This is a genomic window from Leptospira yasudae (assembly GCF_003545925.1).
In the GTDB taxonomy this organism is placed as follows: domain Bacteria; phylum Spirochaetota; class Leptospiria; order Leptospirales; family Leptospiraceae; genus Leptospira; species Leptospira yasudae.
In genome coordinates this window covers 685,247-699,709 of record NZ_QHCU01000001.1, presented here as the reverse complement: position 1 = coordinate 699,709, position 14,463 = coordinate 685,247, and the positions used below count along the sequence as shown (strand labels likewise).

The following is a 14,463-nucleotide window of genomic DNA, read 5'->3' as shown; positions in this document are numbered from 1 at the left end:
ATCAATTCTTCCCCGCGAAGTCTTCGATTTGTTCCAAACCCAAGACTAAGATTTCGTTCCAATCGGGAGGATTGTCTCCGTTCCATTTGGATTTTTGATCCATTAGCTTTTCATAAAATAGTTTAGCGACCGGGTTGTCGATCAAGACGCTCGAAGTTCTCAGGTCGCCGGTTTTGACTTCTATTTTTCTGCAGTCCGCGGTTTCGGGAAATCGTTTGAGAAGTTCCGTTACGTCGTGTTCGTCTTCCACGATTCCGGAAACTTTGATCCGAACGGAATCCTGTTTGGAGATCGACGCGGGAAGTTTTGCGAGATCGGGAACTTCTCCCGTTAGGGTCGCGGTTAGGGAGAATTCTTTGTATTCTCCGGCGGAAGAAAGAATTCTTTTTTTGAGAACCGGCGTTCCGTTTTTTCCGAGCGTTACGATGTTGACCGTGCGCGGACCGAATTCTCCGGAGGAAACGACCCGAGGCGAACCGGGATAGGCCTTGATCATCGCGCCGGATGTGATCGAACGTTCGGAATGAATATGACCTAACGCGAGATAGTCGAACTCGGCTTCCTGAAACGGTTTGGAATCGAGAATCGAATCCGCCTCTTCGGGAGAAGGTCCGAGATATTCCACGAGTTTGGTTTCGGTTCCGTGGAGCAGTGCGATCCGATACGTTACCGTTTTTTCCTTAAATTGAATATTCGAATAATCTAAAATTCTATTGAACGGAAATCCGAAGAATTCCGCTTCCACTCCGCCGATTTCCTCGGTCCAGAGTTTATAGGATTCTCCCTTTTGCGGATAGGAAAGGGGAGAAAGATCAGCCGTGATCGGATAGGCGCCTTCGGCGAGTCCGAGTTCTTCGTGGTTCCCGGGGATATAAAAGATTTTTCCGGTAAAGGAAGATAGGATCGTTTTGACTTCTTCCTTAAGAGCGGCGATGTCCGAGTTTCGGTCGAACAAATCTCCGCAGAAGAGGATATGCGTGCATTCTTCCTCTTTTGCCGCCGCGACGATTTCTTTGAGAACGGAAAGGGAATATTCCTTTTCCTTTTGGCTGAGGTGTACATCCGCTGTGTGTAAAAATCGAATCATGTTCTGCTTCCTGCCGTCAAAGTTTATCCTTGTCCCCGGACAAATTCGGAAGGTTCTATTAAGCCTGATCCAAAAAAGGGATCAGATTTTGTTCCACGTAATGAATGACTTTTTGAATTCGGTCGGATGCGTTCCATTTTTCGGAGATCATCCGAGGCGCGCCCCAGAGAAAGATCGCTTCGATGAATACTTTGCGCGGATCGGGAAAGAAAGATTCGATCTTGATTTCGATTCCGTGGTCCTCGGCGTCCTGCGGATTCAGGGGAGGCAATACGAATCGAAGTCCGCCGCCTAAGATCGGTCGCCCAAGCTGCTGCAGGCTGTCCCTGCTTTGACGCAGCCTTTTTTCCCAGATTTCACCAAACGCGTGTTCTGTGGAAGAATCGATCAATAAGCGGATCGTAAGATCGCTTTTTACGACATTCTTCCCTTGAATTCCCCAAACCTGATCGAACGCTTCGAGAACCCGTTCGAAATCCTCTTCGATCGATTCCAAGGAACCGTCCGGGTTTTCGGAGATGATGAGCAATTGCGTAATGTTCTGTCCCGCGTTGACGACCTGGATCGTCAGCATGGATTGGGAAAGTTGTCTTGTGAGTACGTTCTGATTCGGTCCGTAATTGGTTCCCGTGATTTCGATTCCGAGTTCTTCGAGTTTGGATTGAAACTGAAAGATCTCGGATTTGGATCGGACCACGATCGGTAGAAATAAATCGCTGAGTCCGACGTGGATGATGTTTCGATTTCGGTTCATGAGGGTCGCTTTTCAGTCCTTTGTCTCAAACCGATCTTTTTTGAACAGAAAAGAAATCGAACGAAAGCGGCTTAACGGTATTTGACGAGGAACAAATCCTGGGTTCCGTTCAATGCGGTTCCGTTCATCGGCGCGTTCGTATGACCGACCGAATACATCGTTCCTTCCAGATCGATGACGATTCCATAACCTTGGATCGAACTTCCCGAGACGCCGGTCTGACGGACCCATTGCAAATCTCCGTTTGGGTTGTATTTTGCAAAGAATGCATCGTTTGTTCCGGTGCTGCTCGAACCGCCGGTGATCAAGTTCGCGTTTGTGATTCCTGTGACAAAGATATTGCCCGCGAGATCCGTTCTTAGATCGTAGACGGAAGTCTGAGATGACGCGACGTCCTCACCGAGTTGTCTTCCCCAAAGAAGGGTTCCGCTCGAATTATATTTTAAGATCGATCCGAAGTAACCTACTCCCGTAGCTCCGGTCCCGAAATCGGCGTTACTTTCTGCTCCCACGATAATATTTCCCGAAAGATCGGTGGCAATCGGTCCCGATAAAATCTCTCGTCCGCTCTGCGCTTGGTAGACGACGAACTGTCGATTTCCGCTCGAGTCGTATTTGAAGATGAACATATCGTTTCCGCCGATCCCGGGAGCCGTTTCCGTTTGAAAGTTGGCTCCGCCCCATCCGGTAAAATATACCGAACCGGAAGCCGCATCACACACGATACTTCCCCCGTTCGAGTTCGCGCCTGAAACGAAAAATTGTTTAACCCAAACTTGGTTTCCTTGGGAATCGAATTGAGCGACGAACGTATTCGTAGTAGCGCTATAAGCCCCGCCGAAGGGACCGTTCGAATCTCCGGAGGCATAGACGTTTCCCGCGGTATCCACGCAGATCCCCAGTGGATTTACGAAGTAGCTTCCTCCGGTCGGTCCTGCTTGTTTGATCCAGATCGGGTTTCCGTCTACGGAGAGTTTTACGATGAATAAATCCTGACCGCTGCTTAGCGGACCGGAAAAGGGCGCGTTCGTATAACCGAGCACGTACGAATTTCCGGCCGAATCGGCTGCCATACGGGATAGGGTAAGCGTCGCGGCCGCAGCGCCGAGTTGTTTCGTCCAGATTCTATTCTGGAACGAGTCGTACTTTGCGACGATCAAATCTTGAACGCCGATTAAACTACCGGTGAAAAGATTCGTATTCGTTTCTCCCATAACGATCGGCAAGAGAGAAGGATCCAATGCCAAGTGTTTGCCGAGTGTGGTTCCTCCCGACTTTCCTAAAAGCTCGGTCCATTCCAAGGTTCCGGTGTTTTCCCGAAAGATGAGAGGATGAATTCTTCCTAGGATCTGAGCCAGCCAATACTCGGTCGTTCCCGGATCGCCTACGTTCATGTGATTGGCCGGCATGCAACCGTGCAATTGAATCCAAAGGATGAGAATCGTAAGATAATATTTCATATTAGCTGTTTTTCCAAATGGAGAATTCTTCCGTCTCAAGCAGAACATCGCCTTTCCCGTTCGCATTGTTTCAGAAAGACGATATTCGAAATTCGTATCACAGTTTGATCCGTTTGGAAAGAAATTTAACGCGAATAGGGGAATCGAAGCGATGCCGTTTCAGCGCAATCCGTTGCGATAACGCAGCTTTGCGGAAATTCTCCGTTTAGAAACGCGTTAGAAAGAAGTCGACTTCCGAAGGGCGACCGTGGTATCCGTATTGAATCCTTAAAAAGAGTTTTTCCTCAGATGAACTTAGAGACTGAAATCAGACAAGAAACGAACCTTTGCGATAAATCCGGAAACCTAAACTTGAACGCCGTCGGCTGGTCCAAAAAGCCGTTACACAGATGTAATCTGAGCGGCCACTACTTAAGAAAAAAGAAATGGAACTATTGGTGTATCTATGACGAGAACTTCTTAGCTTCGTTCACGATTTCGGACGTGGATTATGCGGGAGTCATCTTCGTATATTGGCTCAATCGGAAAACGGGCGATTTCGAAGAAGGAACGATCATCACTCCGTTCGGATCGGGAGTCAGTCTCGGACAATTGTTGGGAAGCAACGCGACTTATATCGGAAACAATGCACGTCTGCAATTCTTCAGAGAAGAAGAAGGTTACCGATTGTCGATCAACTTCTCGCCGAGCAACAAAATCCCCGTGCAGGCGGAAATCTTCGTTCCCGTTCCTGAAACTTGGGAAACGTTAAACGTTGTCGTTCCTTGGTCCAAAAGAAGATTTCAGTTTACGGAGAAGTTGTTCGGAGTCGGAGCGGAAGGAACCGTTCGTTACGGAGCGATGGAATACAAGTTCAGTCCGGAAACTTCGTTCGCTTGTTTGGATTACGGAAGGGGGGTTTGGCCGTATTCCACAAAATGGAATTGGGCGTCGATGATGGAGCATAACGCGAACGATAAGATCGGAATGAACTTGGGCGCCGGTTGGACGGACGGAACAGGCACGACCGAAAACGCAATTTTAATCAACGGAAGAATCTACAAGATTCCTTCGGATGCGGTGTTTGAAATCGATCGTGAAAATTGGATGAAACCTTGGCGTCTTTATACGAAGGATTCACAAGCGATCGATCTGCAGTTCGTTCCCGAATTTCACAGAAAGGCCGCGACGAATACCGGATTGTTCGCGTCTTCCGTTCATCAGATGATCGGAAAATTCGAGGGAGTGATCCGTCTCGGCAAAAACGAATATAAGATTTCCAACGGACAAGGTTGGGCGGAAGATCATATCGCGCGATGGTGAATTCTTCCGAAGAATGGATTTATAATCTCGCCGCGAAGAAGGATTACGAAGCGGCGTTGCAAAACGGATTTTATAGTACGGAATCCTTACGTACGGAAGGGTTTATCCATAGCTCTAAAAAGAATCAAGTCGAGGACACGGCCAACCGGATCTTTTCGGGAAGAACGGACTTGGTTCTTTTATACGTAAAAACCGATCGATTGAAATCCCCTTTGAAATACGAGGCTTCCGATTCTCCCAAGTTTTCCAAAGAAGACGGGAAGAATATTTTTCCTCATATCTACGGACCTTTGAATACGGATGCGATCGAAAAGGCGGTGGCGATTTTGCCCGATGCGGACGGAAAATTTCGGTTTCCATTTTTAGATTGAGGCGAATTGGATTCCATTCCCGGCCCGGTGTTTTAGGCGTTCTATTTTTAACATTCAATGTTTGTTCGATCGGAGCTGTGTTACGAGATCACTTTCGATTTTATTACAAGTCTTATTTTGTTTGATCGTTTGTCGGACCAATTTTAAAAAAACGATTTACTGTGTTTGTGATATCTTTCACCAAACGCAGTTTCGTTTTTAAGGAGCTTGCGGAAGATGAAGAAAGGAGTCACTCGTTGCACTTGGGCCTCGAAAGATCCCCTTTATATCGACTATCACGATTTGGAATGGGGAACTCCGCTTCACGATGATCGAACTCTGTTCGAGTTCTTAATCTTAGAAGGAGCGCAAGCCGGACTTTCCTGGATTACGATTCTGAAAAAAAGAGACAACTACCGCAAGGCCTTTGATCATTTTGATCCCGTGAAAGTCGCCGCCTATTCCGAAAAGAAAATTCAATCCTTGATGAAAGACGAAGGAATTATCCGCAACGAATTGAAAATCCGTTCGGCGATCGCAAACGCAAAAGAATTTTTGAATATTCAAAAAGAATACGGTTCCTTCGACAAGTTTATCTGGGGATTCGTGGATCATAAAACGATCCATAATTCTTGGAAAACGACGCGGGATGTTCCGAGTAAAACGGCGGAGTCGGATGCGATGAGCAAGGCGTTGAAAAAACGAGGATTCAAATTCGTCGGGTCGACGATTTGTTACGCATTTATGCAGGCGACGGGAATGGTTATGGATCACACCCTGGATTGTTTTCGATACGAGAAGAAACCGAAGAAGTGAAACTTTGTTGTAGGTCCTACGATTTTATCGTAAAACTTGCAGGCCCCACCCTGTTTTGGGTGGGGGGAGAGGTGGTGGGAGGAAATCCGGACAATTTCCCCTCTAACAGAAAATCCCCGTCCCTTCAACAAAATTCCGATCTTCCTGTCGGAACAGTTGGTCGCTAAAATTCCAATTTTGTTGAAAACCGGCGCGCTTGCCTGCTCGCTTTTGGATAACTCGCTCTCTAAAATCGCGAACTAAGGAAAATTCTTGCGGACAGCATCTTTCGAAACATTGCCGTCCCAATCCATTTGAATCAAAAGAGCGTCGATATACTGCGCGGGTTTCTTTTTGGTATAAGAAAGGAGCACGTAGCCCTTTTCGTTTTTCAGAATTTTGTTGGCCATATAAAGACGCTGCGTATGTTTTTTCTCCCAGACTTTTTTACCGGAAGAATCGAACTTAATCACGGTCATCGGACCTTCTCCGCCCGCCAATACTCCGAAAAAACCCTGATCGGGCGATTCGATGATCAGACTTAAAAAGTTAAATCCGCCTAATCGTTGTTTGGTTTCCCAGATCGTTTCGCCTTTGGGAGAAAGTTTCAAAAGCCACACCGCGTCTTTTCCCGCACCGGAGATTCCGCCCGACAAAAGCAGATTTCCATCCGTAAGTTTGAGAAGGGAAATCGCCAAGTCTTCCGCTCCGGGAGTCGCAAATGTTTTTTTCCAGAGTTGTTTTCCGTCCGAATCGTATCGATGAACGATCACGTCTCTTTGCGATTCGCGACCGGACACATTATCCGTGCCTACCGCAAGCACGATTCCTTCCTCGTAACCGACGCTTGCATTCGGAGCGAACGAAAGATCGGGAATGTGTTTCGCGTTTTTAACGCTTCCGTCTTTTCCGAAAAGAACGTATAAAAAGCTCGTTTTGATTGCGTTTACGATCGTAGTCGTGTTTCCGTTCTTTTCTTCCGTTTCAACCCGATGAGAAACGGAAACAAGACCGCGAAACTTTTCGTTCGGAAGTTCTTGAAACGAATACAAGTGCGGATCTTCCTCTCCGCAAAATCCGTCGCAGATTTCCTTGGCGGGAATGATTCGATCGCTCGTAAGTTCTCCGCGATCGTCGTATTTCGAAAAGATCAGTTTGCGATTGTAGGTTGCACTGCCGATCGATCCCGCAGTTACAAAGCCTCCGTCTTGGGTTGCGAGCAGATTTTGGATGGTTTCGAAATTATGAATTCCGATCGTATATCCTTCCATATCCACGGGTTTGCTCGTAAAGAGATATTTCCACCAGACCGGATTCCCGTTCGTGTCGATCTTGGCGGACCAAGCGGTTCCGTAGATTTTCTTTTCGATCTTCACGTTGGAATCCTGTCGGCTGCAATCGTTTGCGGAACCGGTTATCACGAAACTTCCGTCTTTTAAGGAGACAAGTCCGGAGGGAAGTTCTTCCGGGCATTCGTTCGGTTTCATTCCGTTGTATTGTTCTCCGCCGAAGACCGTCTGCCAAAGCGAGTTGTTCTGTGCAAATAAAGAGAACGTAGAAATGCAAATAAGAAGAATCAAAAAAGCCGATAAACGTTTCATAATATCTATTCCTTGTGGGAGAGAAAGTCTCAAAGAGAATTCGAATTTGTAAAGAATTTATTTGCGCCAATGCAAAGAACTTTTTGTGAAAGTTTGAATTGATAAATAACGAAAGATCGATACATACGCAAGTCGTTTATCAAGATTGATGCAGAAGCAGGGTTCGAGGAAGAATCGATTCTCGACGTAAAAGGAAATTTCGATTCCGATCCGCGAGGGATCGACACGGAGTCAAGTTATTGCATCCTAAGATCCGAGTTCCTTTTTCGGTTTTATCTTTTGCAATAACTTGACTAAAGTGGAGAGCCCGACCGCCTGCACGTACGATTGAATCTTTCTTTACGGATTACAATCAGGCGGACGCGGCCGAGCTATGTACGGGAAGCTTTTTTATTAACGACCGTATTTCGCCAGCAGTTTCGCTTCTCCGATTTTCAAAGAGTTGATGTAAAAGCCGATCAATGCTCCGGAAGAATTTTGATCCGCAGGGATCTTATCTTTGAGCGCGTAAACGGTAAAGTAATAGCGGTGAGGTTTATCTCCCTGCGGTGGACAAGGTCCGCCGTAACCCGCCGCGCCGAAATCGGTTCTGCTTTGGATCGCTTCTTTCGGAAGAAGATTCTTTTCAAGATTTCCTGCGTTAGCCGGAATCGAAGTCGTAGTCGCGGGAAGATTGAATACCACCCAATGCCACCATCCGCTTCCGGTCGGAGCGTCCGGATCGTATACGGTGATCGCAATCGTTTTGGTTTCTTTCGGAAGTCCGGTCCAAGACAAGGACGGAGAAATATTTCCGCCGGAACATCCGAAGCCGTTAAACACTTGTTCGTTGGCGATCAGCTTACCGGAAGAAAGCTCGGGGCTTTTCAATTGGAACGGTTCCGCATGGAGCAGAGTCGCGGAAATCAGAAACAGGAACGCGAGTCCTTTGATTTTCATAAAACGAAATTCTCCTATCTAAACTTAAGTTTATAGTTCAACAGGAACTTAGACGGATTGCAAGACTTAGTTTCCGTTTTTTAGAAAAAATAGGGGTCGAAAGGAATATTCGCTACGTTTTCGGAAGTTGATGATTTTTGAATATGAAAAAGCCCGAAAATTTCGGGCTAATCGTTTCTTGAATTCTTAATTCAGCCAGACTTTCCGGTTGTCGTTCGCGTATTGTTCAAAGCTGATGGGTTCTTTTCCGGTGATTTGTTTTACCGAATCTACGATTGGAGCTGCGTGTCCTTCCTTCAAATTACCCGCGATATACACCAAAACGTTCGCGTAATCTTCGGGAACTCCCGCTCCCACCAAACCCTTCTTAAAGTCTTCGGGGGTGATGTCCGCAAAGTCGATTTTGAGTCCGGTCGCCTTGGATAATTTCTGAGCGACTTCGTCGTGTGTGATGGATTCTTTTCCGGTAAGCGCGTATTCTTTTCCGTTATGTGAATCGTCCAGCAGCAATGTAGTCGCGGTCGCTGCGATATCTCTCGCATCGATAAAACTTGTCTTTGCGTTTCCTGCGGGGAAGTAAATCTTCTTATCTTTCAGGATTCCGCTGATCCAAAAGGTTTGAAAGTTCTGCATAAACCAATTCGGACGAATGATGTTGTAAGGAAGTCCCGATTTTTCCAGGGCGATTTCCAATTTTCGAAACGGAAGATCTTCGGGTGAATGATCGATTCCGAACGCGGTCATGAGTACAACTTTTTGTAATTTTTTAGACTTTGCCTTTTCGATCCACGGATTCAAGACGCTGTATTGGTCAGTATAACCCGGAGGACAAAGAAAGAAGGCGCGGTCTACTTGATCCAAAACTTCCAAGCCTTCGTTCGGCTGGGAAGCGTCCGCTTTTACCCAATGCAGATTCTTTGCTTGTTTTCCGCTTTCGGGCTTTCTGGAAGCAGCATAGACTTCATGCCCTTTTGCCAATAAATTCTCCACAACGAGCCCTGAAACCAAACCGCTCGCCGCATAAACAAAAATTTTCATAATCGGATTCTCCTGAGGAAAAGAATAACCGAAAACCGGAAATCCGGCTATGTCCTATGATCTAAAAAGCATATCCAATCGTATAATTTACTCGACTTTTAGATATGTTGATGTAAACTCAAGATATGGACCTGCTTTCCGAAATCTTAACCGCCGCCGCTTGGAAGAACGACATTCTCGCGAGAACTTCGATGTATAAATCTTGGGGTTTAAAGTTCCCCTGCGACAAAAGCGGAGGTTTTCATATTCTTTCGCAGGGTTCTTGTTACGTTCGTTTTAAAGGAAAGTGTATTCCATTAGAAAAAGGTGATATTCTATTTATCGCAAAAGGATTCGATCATGAACTCGTATCCTCTCCGAACGATAAGACCATGGACATCGGAAAATTTCGGGAGATCTTTCCGAAAGAATCCGATCTGAAAGGCGTTCCGATCACGACTTTCGTTTCGGTTCGTTACGAGGTTCCGGAAACGAGTCAACATCCTTTCTTTCACGAACTGCCCGATCATATTCTGATTCGTTCGGGAGAAATTCCATCGCATCATCCTTTGCACACGACTTTGGTTTTGATTTCTCAGGAAGTCGATTCCGGACTCGGCTCCGATCTAATTCTGCAAAGACTTACGGATATTCTTCTTTATTATGTGATTCGTCATTGGCTCGAAACGCATCCGGCTCTTTCTCCAGGATGGAGAAGCGCTTTTAAGGACGAAAAGATTCTTGCCGCTCTCGAAGCGATTCATAAGAAACCGGCTTATTCTTGGACACTGGAGAATCTTGCGAGGGCCGTGGGAATTTCCAGAGCTTCTCTTGCGAATCGTTTTCGGGACGTTTTAGGTTGTACACCGATGGATTATCTTGCAAGACTTCGAATCGAAAAAGGAAGAAGTCTGATCCAGGATCAAGGCGCCACGTTGGAAGAGGTGGCTCGAACTGTAGGATATTCCTCCGCCTTCGCCTTTTCCAAAGCGTTTAAAAGAATCCACGGAGTTTCTCCACGAAACGAGGACGCTCAAAAAATCAGAAACGTTTCCTGAAAAAAAAGAACGTTTCGCATTAATTCTAACAGACAAACGGTTTCTTTGGTTTAAAATTATTCTCCTAATTTTTAGGAGGTTTTATGTTCGCAGAATTTTACGGAATTCGTCCTTTGTCCGTGATCTTGGCGACGGTAGCGTCCTTTATCGTCGGTATGATCTGGTATACTGTATTCGGCAAATTATGGATGAAACTTCAAAACGCTCAGGAAAAGGATTTGAATAAGGACAACATGGGCACGACGTATTTTACGGCGATCGCGATTTCCCTCGTTCAATTTTTGGTGCTGGATTGGATGATCGGAAGGATGGACTTTCGCAGTATCGGGCAGTCCGCTTTGTTAGGAGGAATCATCGCGTTATTCTTTTTGGTTCTCGATGATTTTTCCCGCAATTTGTGGGAGCCGCAACGAAAATCCCCCGTTTTTATCGCATTGAATGCGGGAAATACGCTCCTTAGTTTTATCGTAGGCGGTGCGGTACTGGGAATCGGTTAACGTTTTCTTGTTTGTGCATTCGTGAAAAATTATAAAGAAAATGGAATCATCGCTTTTAAAGATTCATCTTGGATGAATTCAGGATGAATTGCCCAGGATTGATGGGGCGAAAGTTCTAATAAATCTTTTTTTTGTGAAAAGGATTTAAAGCTTTTTAAAACTTCCGAAATTACTTTTATATCGGCGCTCATTTTATCCGGAATTCCGTCTTTGTTTGTATCCAATTCCATTCGTTTCATGGGATAAATCCAGAGATCAGATTTTCCATCTTGATCGGAATCGATTTCAATTCTTGCAATGATACCTGAGGTTAGTTTCGGCTTTGCGAAACGATTATAATATTGAGTCGTTTCGAAGAAACCGTCCGAATCCTTATCGTCTTTTTCGATTAATTTTAGGTTATCGGGTCCATACCAGATCTTAATATCGACTTTATCCGGATCTTTGGAAGCGATCTCGTTGTAAAAAGTTTGATACGACTGCGGATTCTTGCTGTCCATCTTCAACCAGGTCCAATCATCGGGGACATTCTTTTGATATTCGAAGGTTTCCATAAAAATAGAAATCTTCGAATCCGATTTCGTATAAAGCCGATTGTCGATTTGCCCGTCTTTGTTTTGGTCGTGGGAGGTCGTTTCAAATGGAGGATTGCAGTTTTGCACAGTAAAGAGTAAAAGAATCAAGAGAAAATAAGCAGTCATTTTTTAGATTATTCATATTTCTGAATTGTACAAGGTCATCCTAAAAAAAGATAACCTTGTTTACTTCATGTCGCTTAGTCGAATCAGAACATTTCGCTAAGAGTTGAACATTTCATATTTGCGGGAATCGCGGCATTTCCGTAGGAACAAATTCCGAGTCCGATTCCTGTTATTGTGGCTTTCGAAATGGCTGTCGGGTCGGCAAAAGAGAAACCTTTGAAATCGGCCGTTCTTTTGTTATTGAAAGCAGTTACGCAAGCCGCTTCTAAACCGGCAGTGCTGATCGCAGTTTGTATGTATTGAAATGCAATGGTTTGCTCAACGCTCATGCGATTGAGGGCCATTACTTCACTTTCTGTATAAGCAGGGTTGGAATTTGTCAATACGCCCATTAGCTCCATTCTCAGGTCGGCGACCGGAGTATAGCGAGTATTTGAAACAGAAGTATCGAAAGTCGCTTGCGTCATGGCATTGATGGCGGCGTTCTTTGCGTTCGTAATCGTGGTGATTGCAGCCGAAGAGCAGCCGATTGAGTTTGCAATTGCAATCGCTCCATCGTACTGCGCGGCTCTAATTGCTTTTGCGGAAGCTAAATCTGTTCCAGATATAGTAGCCTGGTTGCAGCCTCCTTTTGGAGTCGAAAGTAGAATTGCAAAATACTGTGTAGCATTAACCTTATTGATAGATGCGCAGTTTCCACTGGTTTGATCGAGAAAGTAAATTAATCCAGCCGTTACGACGTCATCGTTTCCATCGTCACTTTTCTTACAGGCTACTAATGCCATCGCAAGCGTTGCGACAGCGATCCATTTGGTCATGTTTTGTTTCATTGAAATATCCTCTTGGTGATTTGTGATTAAAATATCACTAATGAATCTATGATTCAAGGTGGTCATTATGGTCAAATAACAAAGCTGAATCACATGGAATCTGTGCATTATTTTTATCAATGTAAATGAAATAAATTTAGAATATTTATTATTCATAATATAATATGAAATTAATTAATTCGTTAATGATTATTTTTGAAAATAGAATTGATCAATAAACGTTGATAGAAGATAATTTGAGCAGTGTTTTGAATTATCTTTTTGAAAGTTTGCTATATGAGAATCTTTGATAAATTAAATGATCTTCGTTCTATAATGCGGTGCTTTTGCAGGGTTATAGAATTCTTTGATGTTGAGACAAGGTGTGAAAAGACTCTTTGGCAAGGGGAAGGTTTTGAAAACTGAGGATCGGTCTTGAGATCGTGTTCCGCCGATGGATGCAATTATATTTAAGAATGGAGACTGCTATTTTGCAGGATGCGTAAGATCATCCTGTTCTCTGTGGAAAGCCTTGCTTTTATGAATTAAATATTAAATAAATAGAATATTTTAAGTTTAATTCTTCGGAAATGTTTGTGCCTTTAGGTCTTGAGCATTTTAATGTTTGTAATTGTAGTCTTTTTTCTGTCCCTATGATTGAGATTTTCGAAGAAGTCATTCTTTGATGGGTTGAATAACTGGAAAATTTCGAAAATAAAGGTCGCGAACCCCAATTTTCTTAATTCTCCTGTTTCCAAGGACCAAGGGAATATTTTTCCGGAATCAATTCGAGTTCTCCCAAAGTATAAGGATCGCTCCCTTTGATCGGAGAAGTCGACAATCGCTGGATCGGTTTGGATTCGTCGTCCCAATCCTGAACGGTAACGCTCGCCAAAAACTTAAATCCGTTTCGGAATCTCGAAACGTTTTCTTTTCCGAAAACCGTCCACGGAATTCTACAGAGGATCGAATAACCGTCGTTTGTCGAAATGAGTTTCGTTTCGATTCCGCTCTTAGGGTTTTCTTTCCGATTCAGTCGGGTACGGACTTTCTTTTCTTCCGATAAACTCAAGGAAACGATTGCGGCTTGGGAACCGAGCCTTTTGCGAACACCGGAATTCGTATCGAAATCCAAAAGACTCGAGTCCGGGTCCAGAACGATTTCGATCGCGTCGCAGTCGTCCGATTTCGATTTGCAGAATTGAATCTTGTCGTCTCGAACCGAAATTTGCAGTCCGAGCGTATCGGAATTCCAAGCGGATCGAACTCGGAACGAAAGGTCCTGCGGTCCTTTCCAATCTTTGTTTTTTGCGGTCATCCAACTTTTATCTTGGATTTCAAACGGGAGAACGGACAACGAATCCCAGGATTCATCCATGGAAAGTTTTTGTTTGGTCAAAGCGGAAACGATTTTTTTAAACCGAACTTCGGCTTTTGGGGGAACGGATTCTTGTTCCGATTCCATTCTGCCTTCGTAACTTCGGGTGGAATCGAGGTTGATCCGGTTGAAGGAAGAACGCAATCCGTCTCCAAACGAAGTATGATAACTATGCGTATCGGTTCCGATCCATTCCCAACCGGAAGACTTCCATCGAATCGTTTCCGAGTTCGACCATCTCCAGTTCGAACCTCCGTAAGAACTGATCTTGATCTTTCCGTTTCCGCATTCGAGAGTTACGTCCGGTCTTCCGTAAACTCCTCCGCAGGAATTACAGGGAATCATCGGAATCATGGAATCGAATCGATAACCTCCGTTTGCATCTCCGAGCGCGATCGCTAAAAATCCGTTTTGATCCATCGCGGGACTATCCAAAGAATCCCCCGGTTTTACGCGCATGGTCATCGCGAGATCCTCGATTCCATCTTTGTTGAAATCGTTTTTGCAGGATTCTTCTCCGCTGCCGAACTCGAATTCGAACGGGAGATTGTTCTTGTTGACTTCTTCTAAAAAACGTTTTTGAATCGCGGAGAAATTTTCCGGTTCGATTCCGAATACGACGAAATTGGAAAGAATTAGGATCGAAAAAAGAAGACGTTTCATGGAATGAATAACAATCGATTTTGAAATTCTTGTAAAGAATGTTCTTTGTTTT

The 14,463-nt window shown here is 44.8% G+C and carries 14 protein-coding genes; 5 read left to right on the top strand and 9 right to left on the bottom strand.

Going from position 1 to position 14,463, the window contains the following annotated elements:
• Position 1: 1 nt before the first annotated feature.
• From DLM76_RS03450 to DLM76_RS03440, 3 genes are all read right to left on the bottom strand, one after another.
• Complete coding sequence (locus tag DLM76_RS03450) at positions 2-1,087, bottom strand: metallophosphoesterase family protein (RefSeq protein WP_118964356.1); 1,086 nt, start codon at positions 1,085-1,087, stop codon at positions 2-4.
• A 58-nt stretch (positions 1,088-1,145) separates the two neighbouring features.
• Positions 1,146-1,841, bottom strand: coding sequence for a hypothetical protein (locus DLM76_RS03445; protein WP_118954946.1), 696 nt, complete (start codon positions 1,839-1,841; stop codon positions 1,146-1,148).
• Between the two features lie 71 nt (positions 1,842-1,912).
• On the bottom strand, positions 1,913-3,301 hold the full coding sequence (locus DLM76_RS03440) for an SBBP repeat beta-propeller lipoprotein, LipL53 family (RefSeq protein WP_158586365.1): 1,389 nt from the start codon (positions 3,299-3,301) through the stop codon (positions 1,913-1,915).
• 288 nt (positions 3,302-3,589) lie between these two features.
• Between DLM76_RS03440 and DLM76_RS03435 the strand changes: the two genes are divergently transcribed.
• From DLM76_RS03435 to DLM76_RS03425, 3 genes are all read left to right on the top strand, one after another.
• Entirely contained in the window at positions 3,590-4,603 is a 1,014-nt protein-coding gene (locus DLM76_RS03435; RefSeq protein WP_118964354.1) for a DUF2804 domain-containing protein, read from the top strand.
• Positions 4,573-4,974 carry a DUF952 domain-containing protein gene (locus DLM76_RS03430; protein ID WP_241548169.1) on the top strand — a complete coding sequence of 134 codons (402 nt, stop codon included), beginning with the start codon at positions 4,573-4,575 and terminating at the stop codon, positions 4,972-4,974. Before DLM76_RS03435 ends, DLM76_RS03430 begins: the two co-directional genes overlap by 31 nt.
• Before the next feature lie 216 nt (positions 4,975-5,190).
• Positions 5,191-5,769, top strand: coding sequence for a DNA-3-methyladenine glycosylase I (locus DLM76_RS03425; protein WP_118964353.1), 579 nt, complete (start codon positions 5,191-5,193; stop codon positions 5,767-5,769).
• 239 nt (positions 5,770-6,008) lie between these two features.
• Here DLM76_RS03425 and DLM76_RS03420 read toward each other — a convergent pair whose 3' ends face one another.
• From DLM76_RS03420 to DLM76_RS03405, 3 genes are all read right to left on the bottom strand, one after another.
• Positions 6,009-7,349, bottom strand: a complete 1,341-nt coding sequence (locus DLM76_RS03420; RefSeq protein ID WP_118954951.1) for a hypothetical protein — start codon at positions 7,347-7,349, stop codon at positions 6,009-6,011.
• Positions 7,350-7,742: 393 nt separating this feature from the next.
• On the bottom strand, positions 7,743-8,288 hold the full coding sequence (locus DLM76_RS03410) for a YbhB/YbcL family Raf kinase inhibitor-like protein (protein ID WP_118954953.1): 546 nt from the start codon (positions 8,286-8,288) through the stop codon (positions 7,743-7,745).
• 186 nt (positions 8,289-8,474) lie between these two features.
• Positions 8,475-9,326 (bottom strand): NmrA family NAD(P)-binding protein, encoded by an 852-nt coding sequence (locus DLM76_RS03405; RefSeq protein WP_118964352.1) that lies wholly within the window; start codon positions 9,324-9,326, stop codon positions 8,475-8,477.
• Positions 9,327-9,451: 125 nt separating this feature from the next.
• Here DLM76_RS03405 and DLM76_RS03400 point away from each other — a divergent pair, with 125 nt between their 5' ends.
• Entirely contained in the window at positions 9,452-10,363 is a 912-nt protein-coding gene (locus DLM76_RS03400; protein ID WP_118954955.1) for an AraC family transcriptional regulator, read from the top strand.
• Between the two features lie 83 nt (positions 10,364-10,446).
• Positions 10,447-10,860 (top strand): DUF1761 domain-containing protein, encoded by a 414-nt coding sequence (locus DLM76_RS03395; RefSeq protein WP_118954956.1) that lies wholly within the window; start codon positions 10,447-10,449, stop codon positions 10,858-10,860.
• A 29-nt stretch (positions 10,861-10,889) separates the two neighbouring features.
• On the opposite strand, the gene lsa25.6 is transcribed toward DLM76_RS03395, so the two are convergent.
• From lsa25.6 to DLM76_RS03380, 3 genes are all read right to left on the bottom strand, one after another.
• Positions 10,890-11,561 carry an Lsa25.6 family adhesin gene (gene lsa25.6 / locus DLM76_RS03390; RefSeq protein ID WP_118964351.1) on the bottom strand — a complete coding sequence of 224 codons (672 nt, stop codon included), beginning with the start codon at positions 11,559-11,561 and terminating at the stop codon, positions 10,890-10,892.
• Between the two features lie 83 nt (positions 11,562-11,644).
• Positions 11,645-12,391 carry a hypothetical protein gene (locus DLM76_RS03385; RefSeq protein ID WP_147455774.1) on the bottom strand — a complete coding sequence of 249 codons (747 nt, stop codon included), beginning with the start codon at positions 12,389-12,391 and terminating at the stop codon, positions 11,645-11,647.
• Between the two features lie 718 nt (positions 12,392-13,109).
• Positions 13,110-14,411 (bottom strand): sugar-binding protein, encoded by a 1,302-nt coding sequence (locus tag DLM76_RS03380; protein ID WP_147455773.1) that lies wholly within the window; start codon positions 14,409-14,411, stop codon positions 13,110-13,112.
• Positions 14,412-14,463 lie beyond the last annotated feature (52 nt).

Coding starts and splice junctions, on each gene's coding strand:
- DLM76_RS03420 (WP_118954951.1), bottom strand. CDS start 7,349: ATGAAACGTTTATCGGCTTTTTTGATTCTTCTTATTTGCATTTCTACG.
- DLM76_RS03425 (WP_118964353.1), top strand. CDS start 5,191: ATGAAGAAAGGAGTCACTCGTTGCACTTGGGCCTCGAAAGATCCCCTT.
- DLM76_RS03445 (WP_118954946.1), bottom strand. CDS start 1,841: ATGAACCGAAATCGAAACATCATCCACGTCGGACTCAGCGATTTATTT.
- DLM76_RS03385 (WP_147455774.1), bottom strand. CDS start 12,391: ATGAAACAAAACATGACCAAATGGATCGCTGTCGCAACGCTTGCGATG.
- DLM76_RS03435 (WP_118964354.1), top strand. CDS start 3,590: ATGAACTTAGAGACTGAAATCAGACAAGAAACGAACCTTTGCGATAAA.
- DLM76_RS03400 (WP_118954955.1), top strand. CDS start 9,452: ATGGACCTGCTTTCCGAAATCTTAACCGCCGCCGCTTGGAAGAACGAC.
- lsa25.6 (WP_118964351.1), bottom strand. CDS start 11,561: ATGACTGCTTATTTTCTCTTGATTCTTTTACTCTTTACTGTGCAAAAC.
- DLM76_RS03395 (WP_118954956.1), top strand. CDS start 10,447: ATGTTCGCAGAATTTTACGGAATTCGTCCTTTGTCCGTGATCTTGGCG.
- DLM76_RS03450 (WP_118964356.1), bottom strand. CDS start 1,087: ATGATTCGATTTTTACACACAGCGGATGTACACCTCAGCCAAAAGGAA.
- DLM76_RS03440 (WP_158586365.1), bottom strand. CDS start 3,301: ATGAAATATTATCTTACGATTCTCATCCTTTGGATTCAATTGCACGGT.
- DLM76_RS03380 (WP_147455773.1), bottom strand. CDS start 14,411: ATGAAACGTCTTCTTTTTTCGATCCTAATTCTTTCCAATTTCGTCGTA.
- DLM76_RS03405 (WP_118964352.1), bottom strand. CDS start 9,326: ATGAAAATTTTTGTTTATGCGGCGAGCGGTTTGGTTTCAGGGCTCGTT.
- DLM76_RS03410 (WP_118954953.1), bottom strand. CDS start 8,288: ATGAAAATCAAAGGACTCGCGTTCCTGTTTCTGATTTCCGCGACTCTG.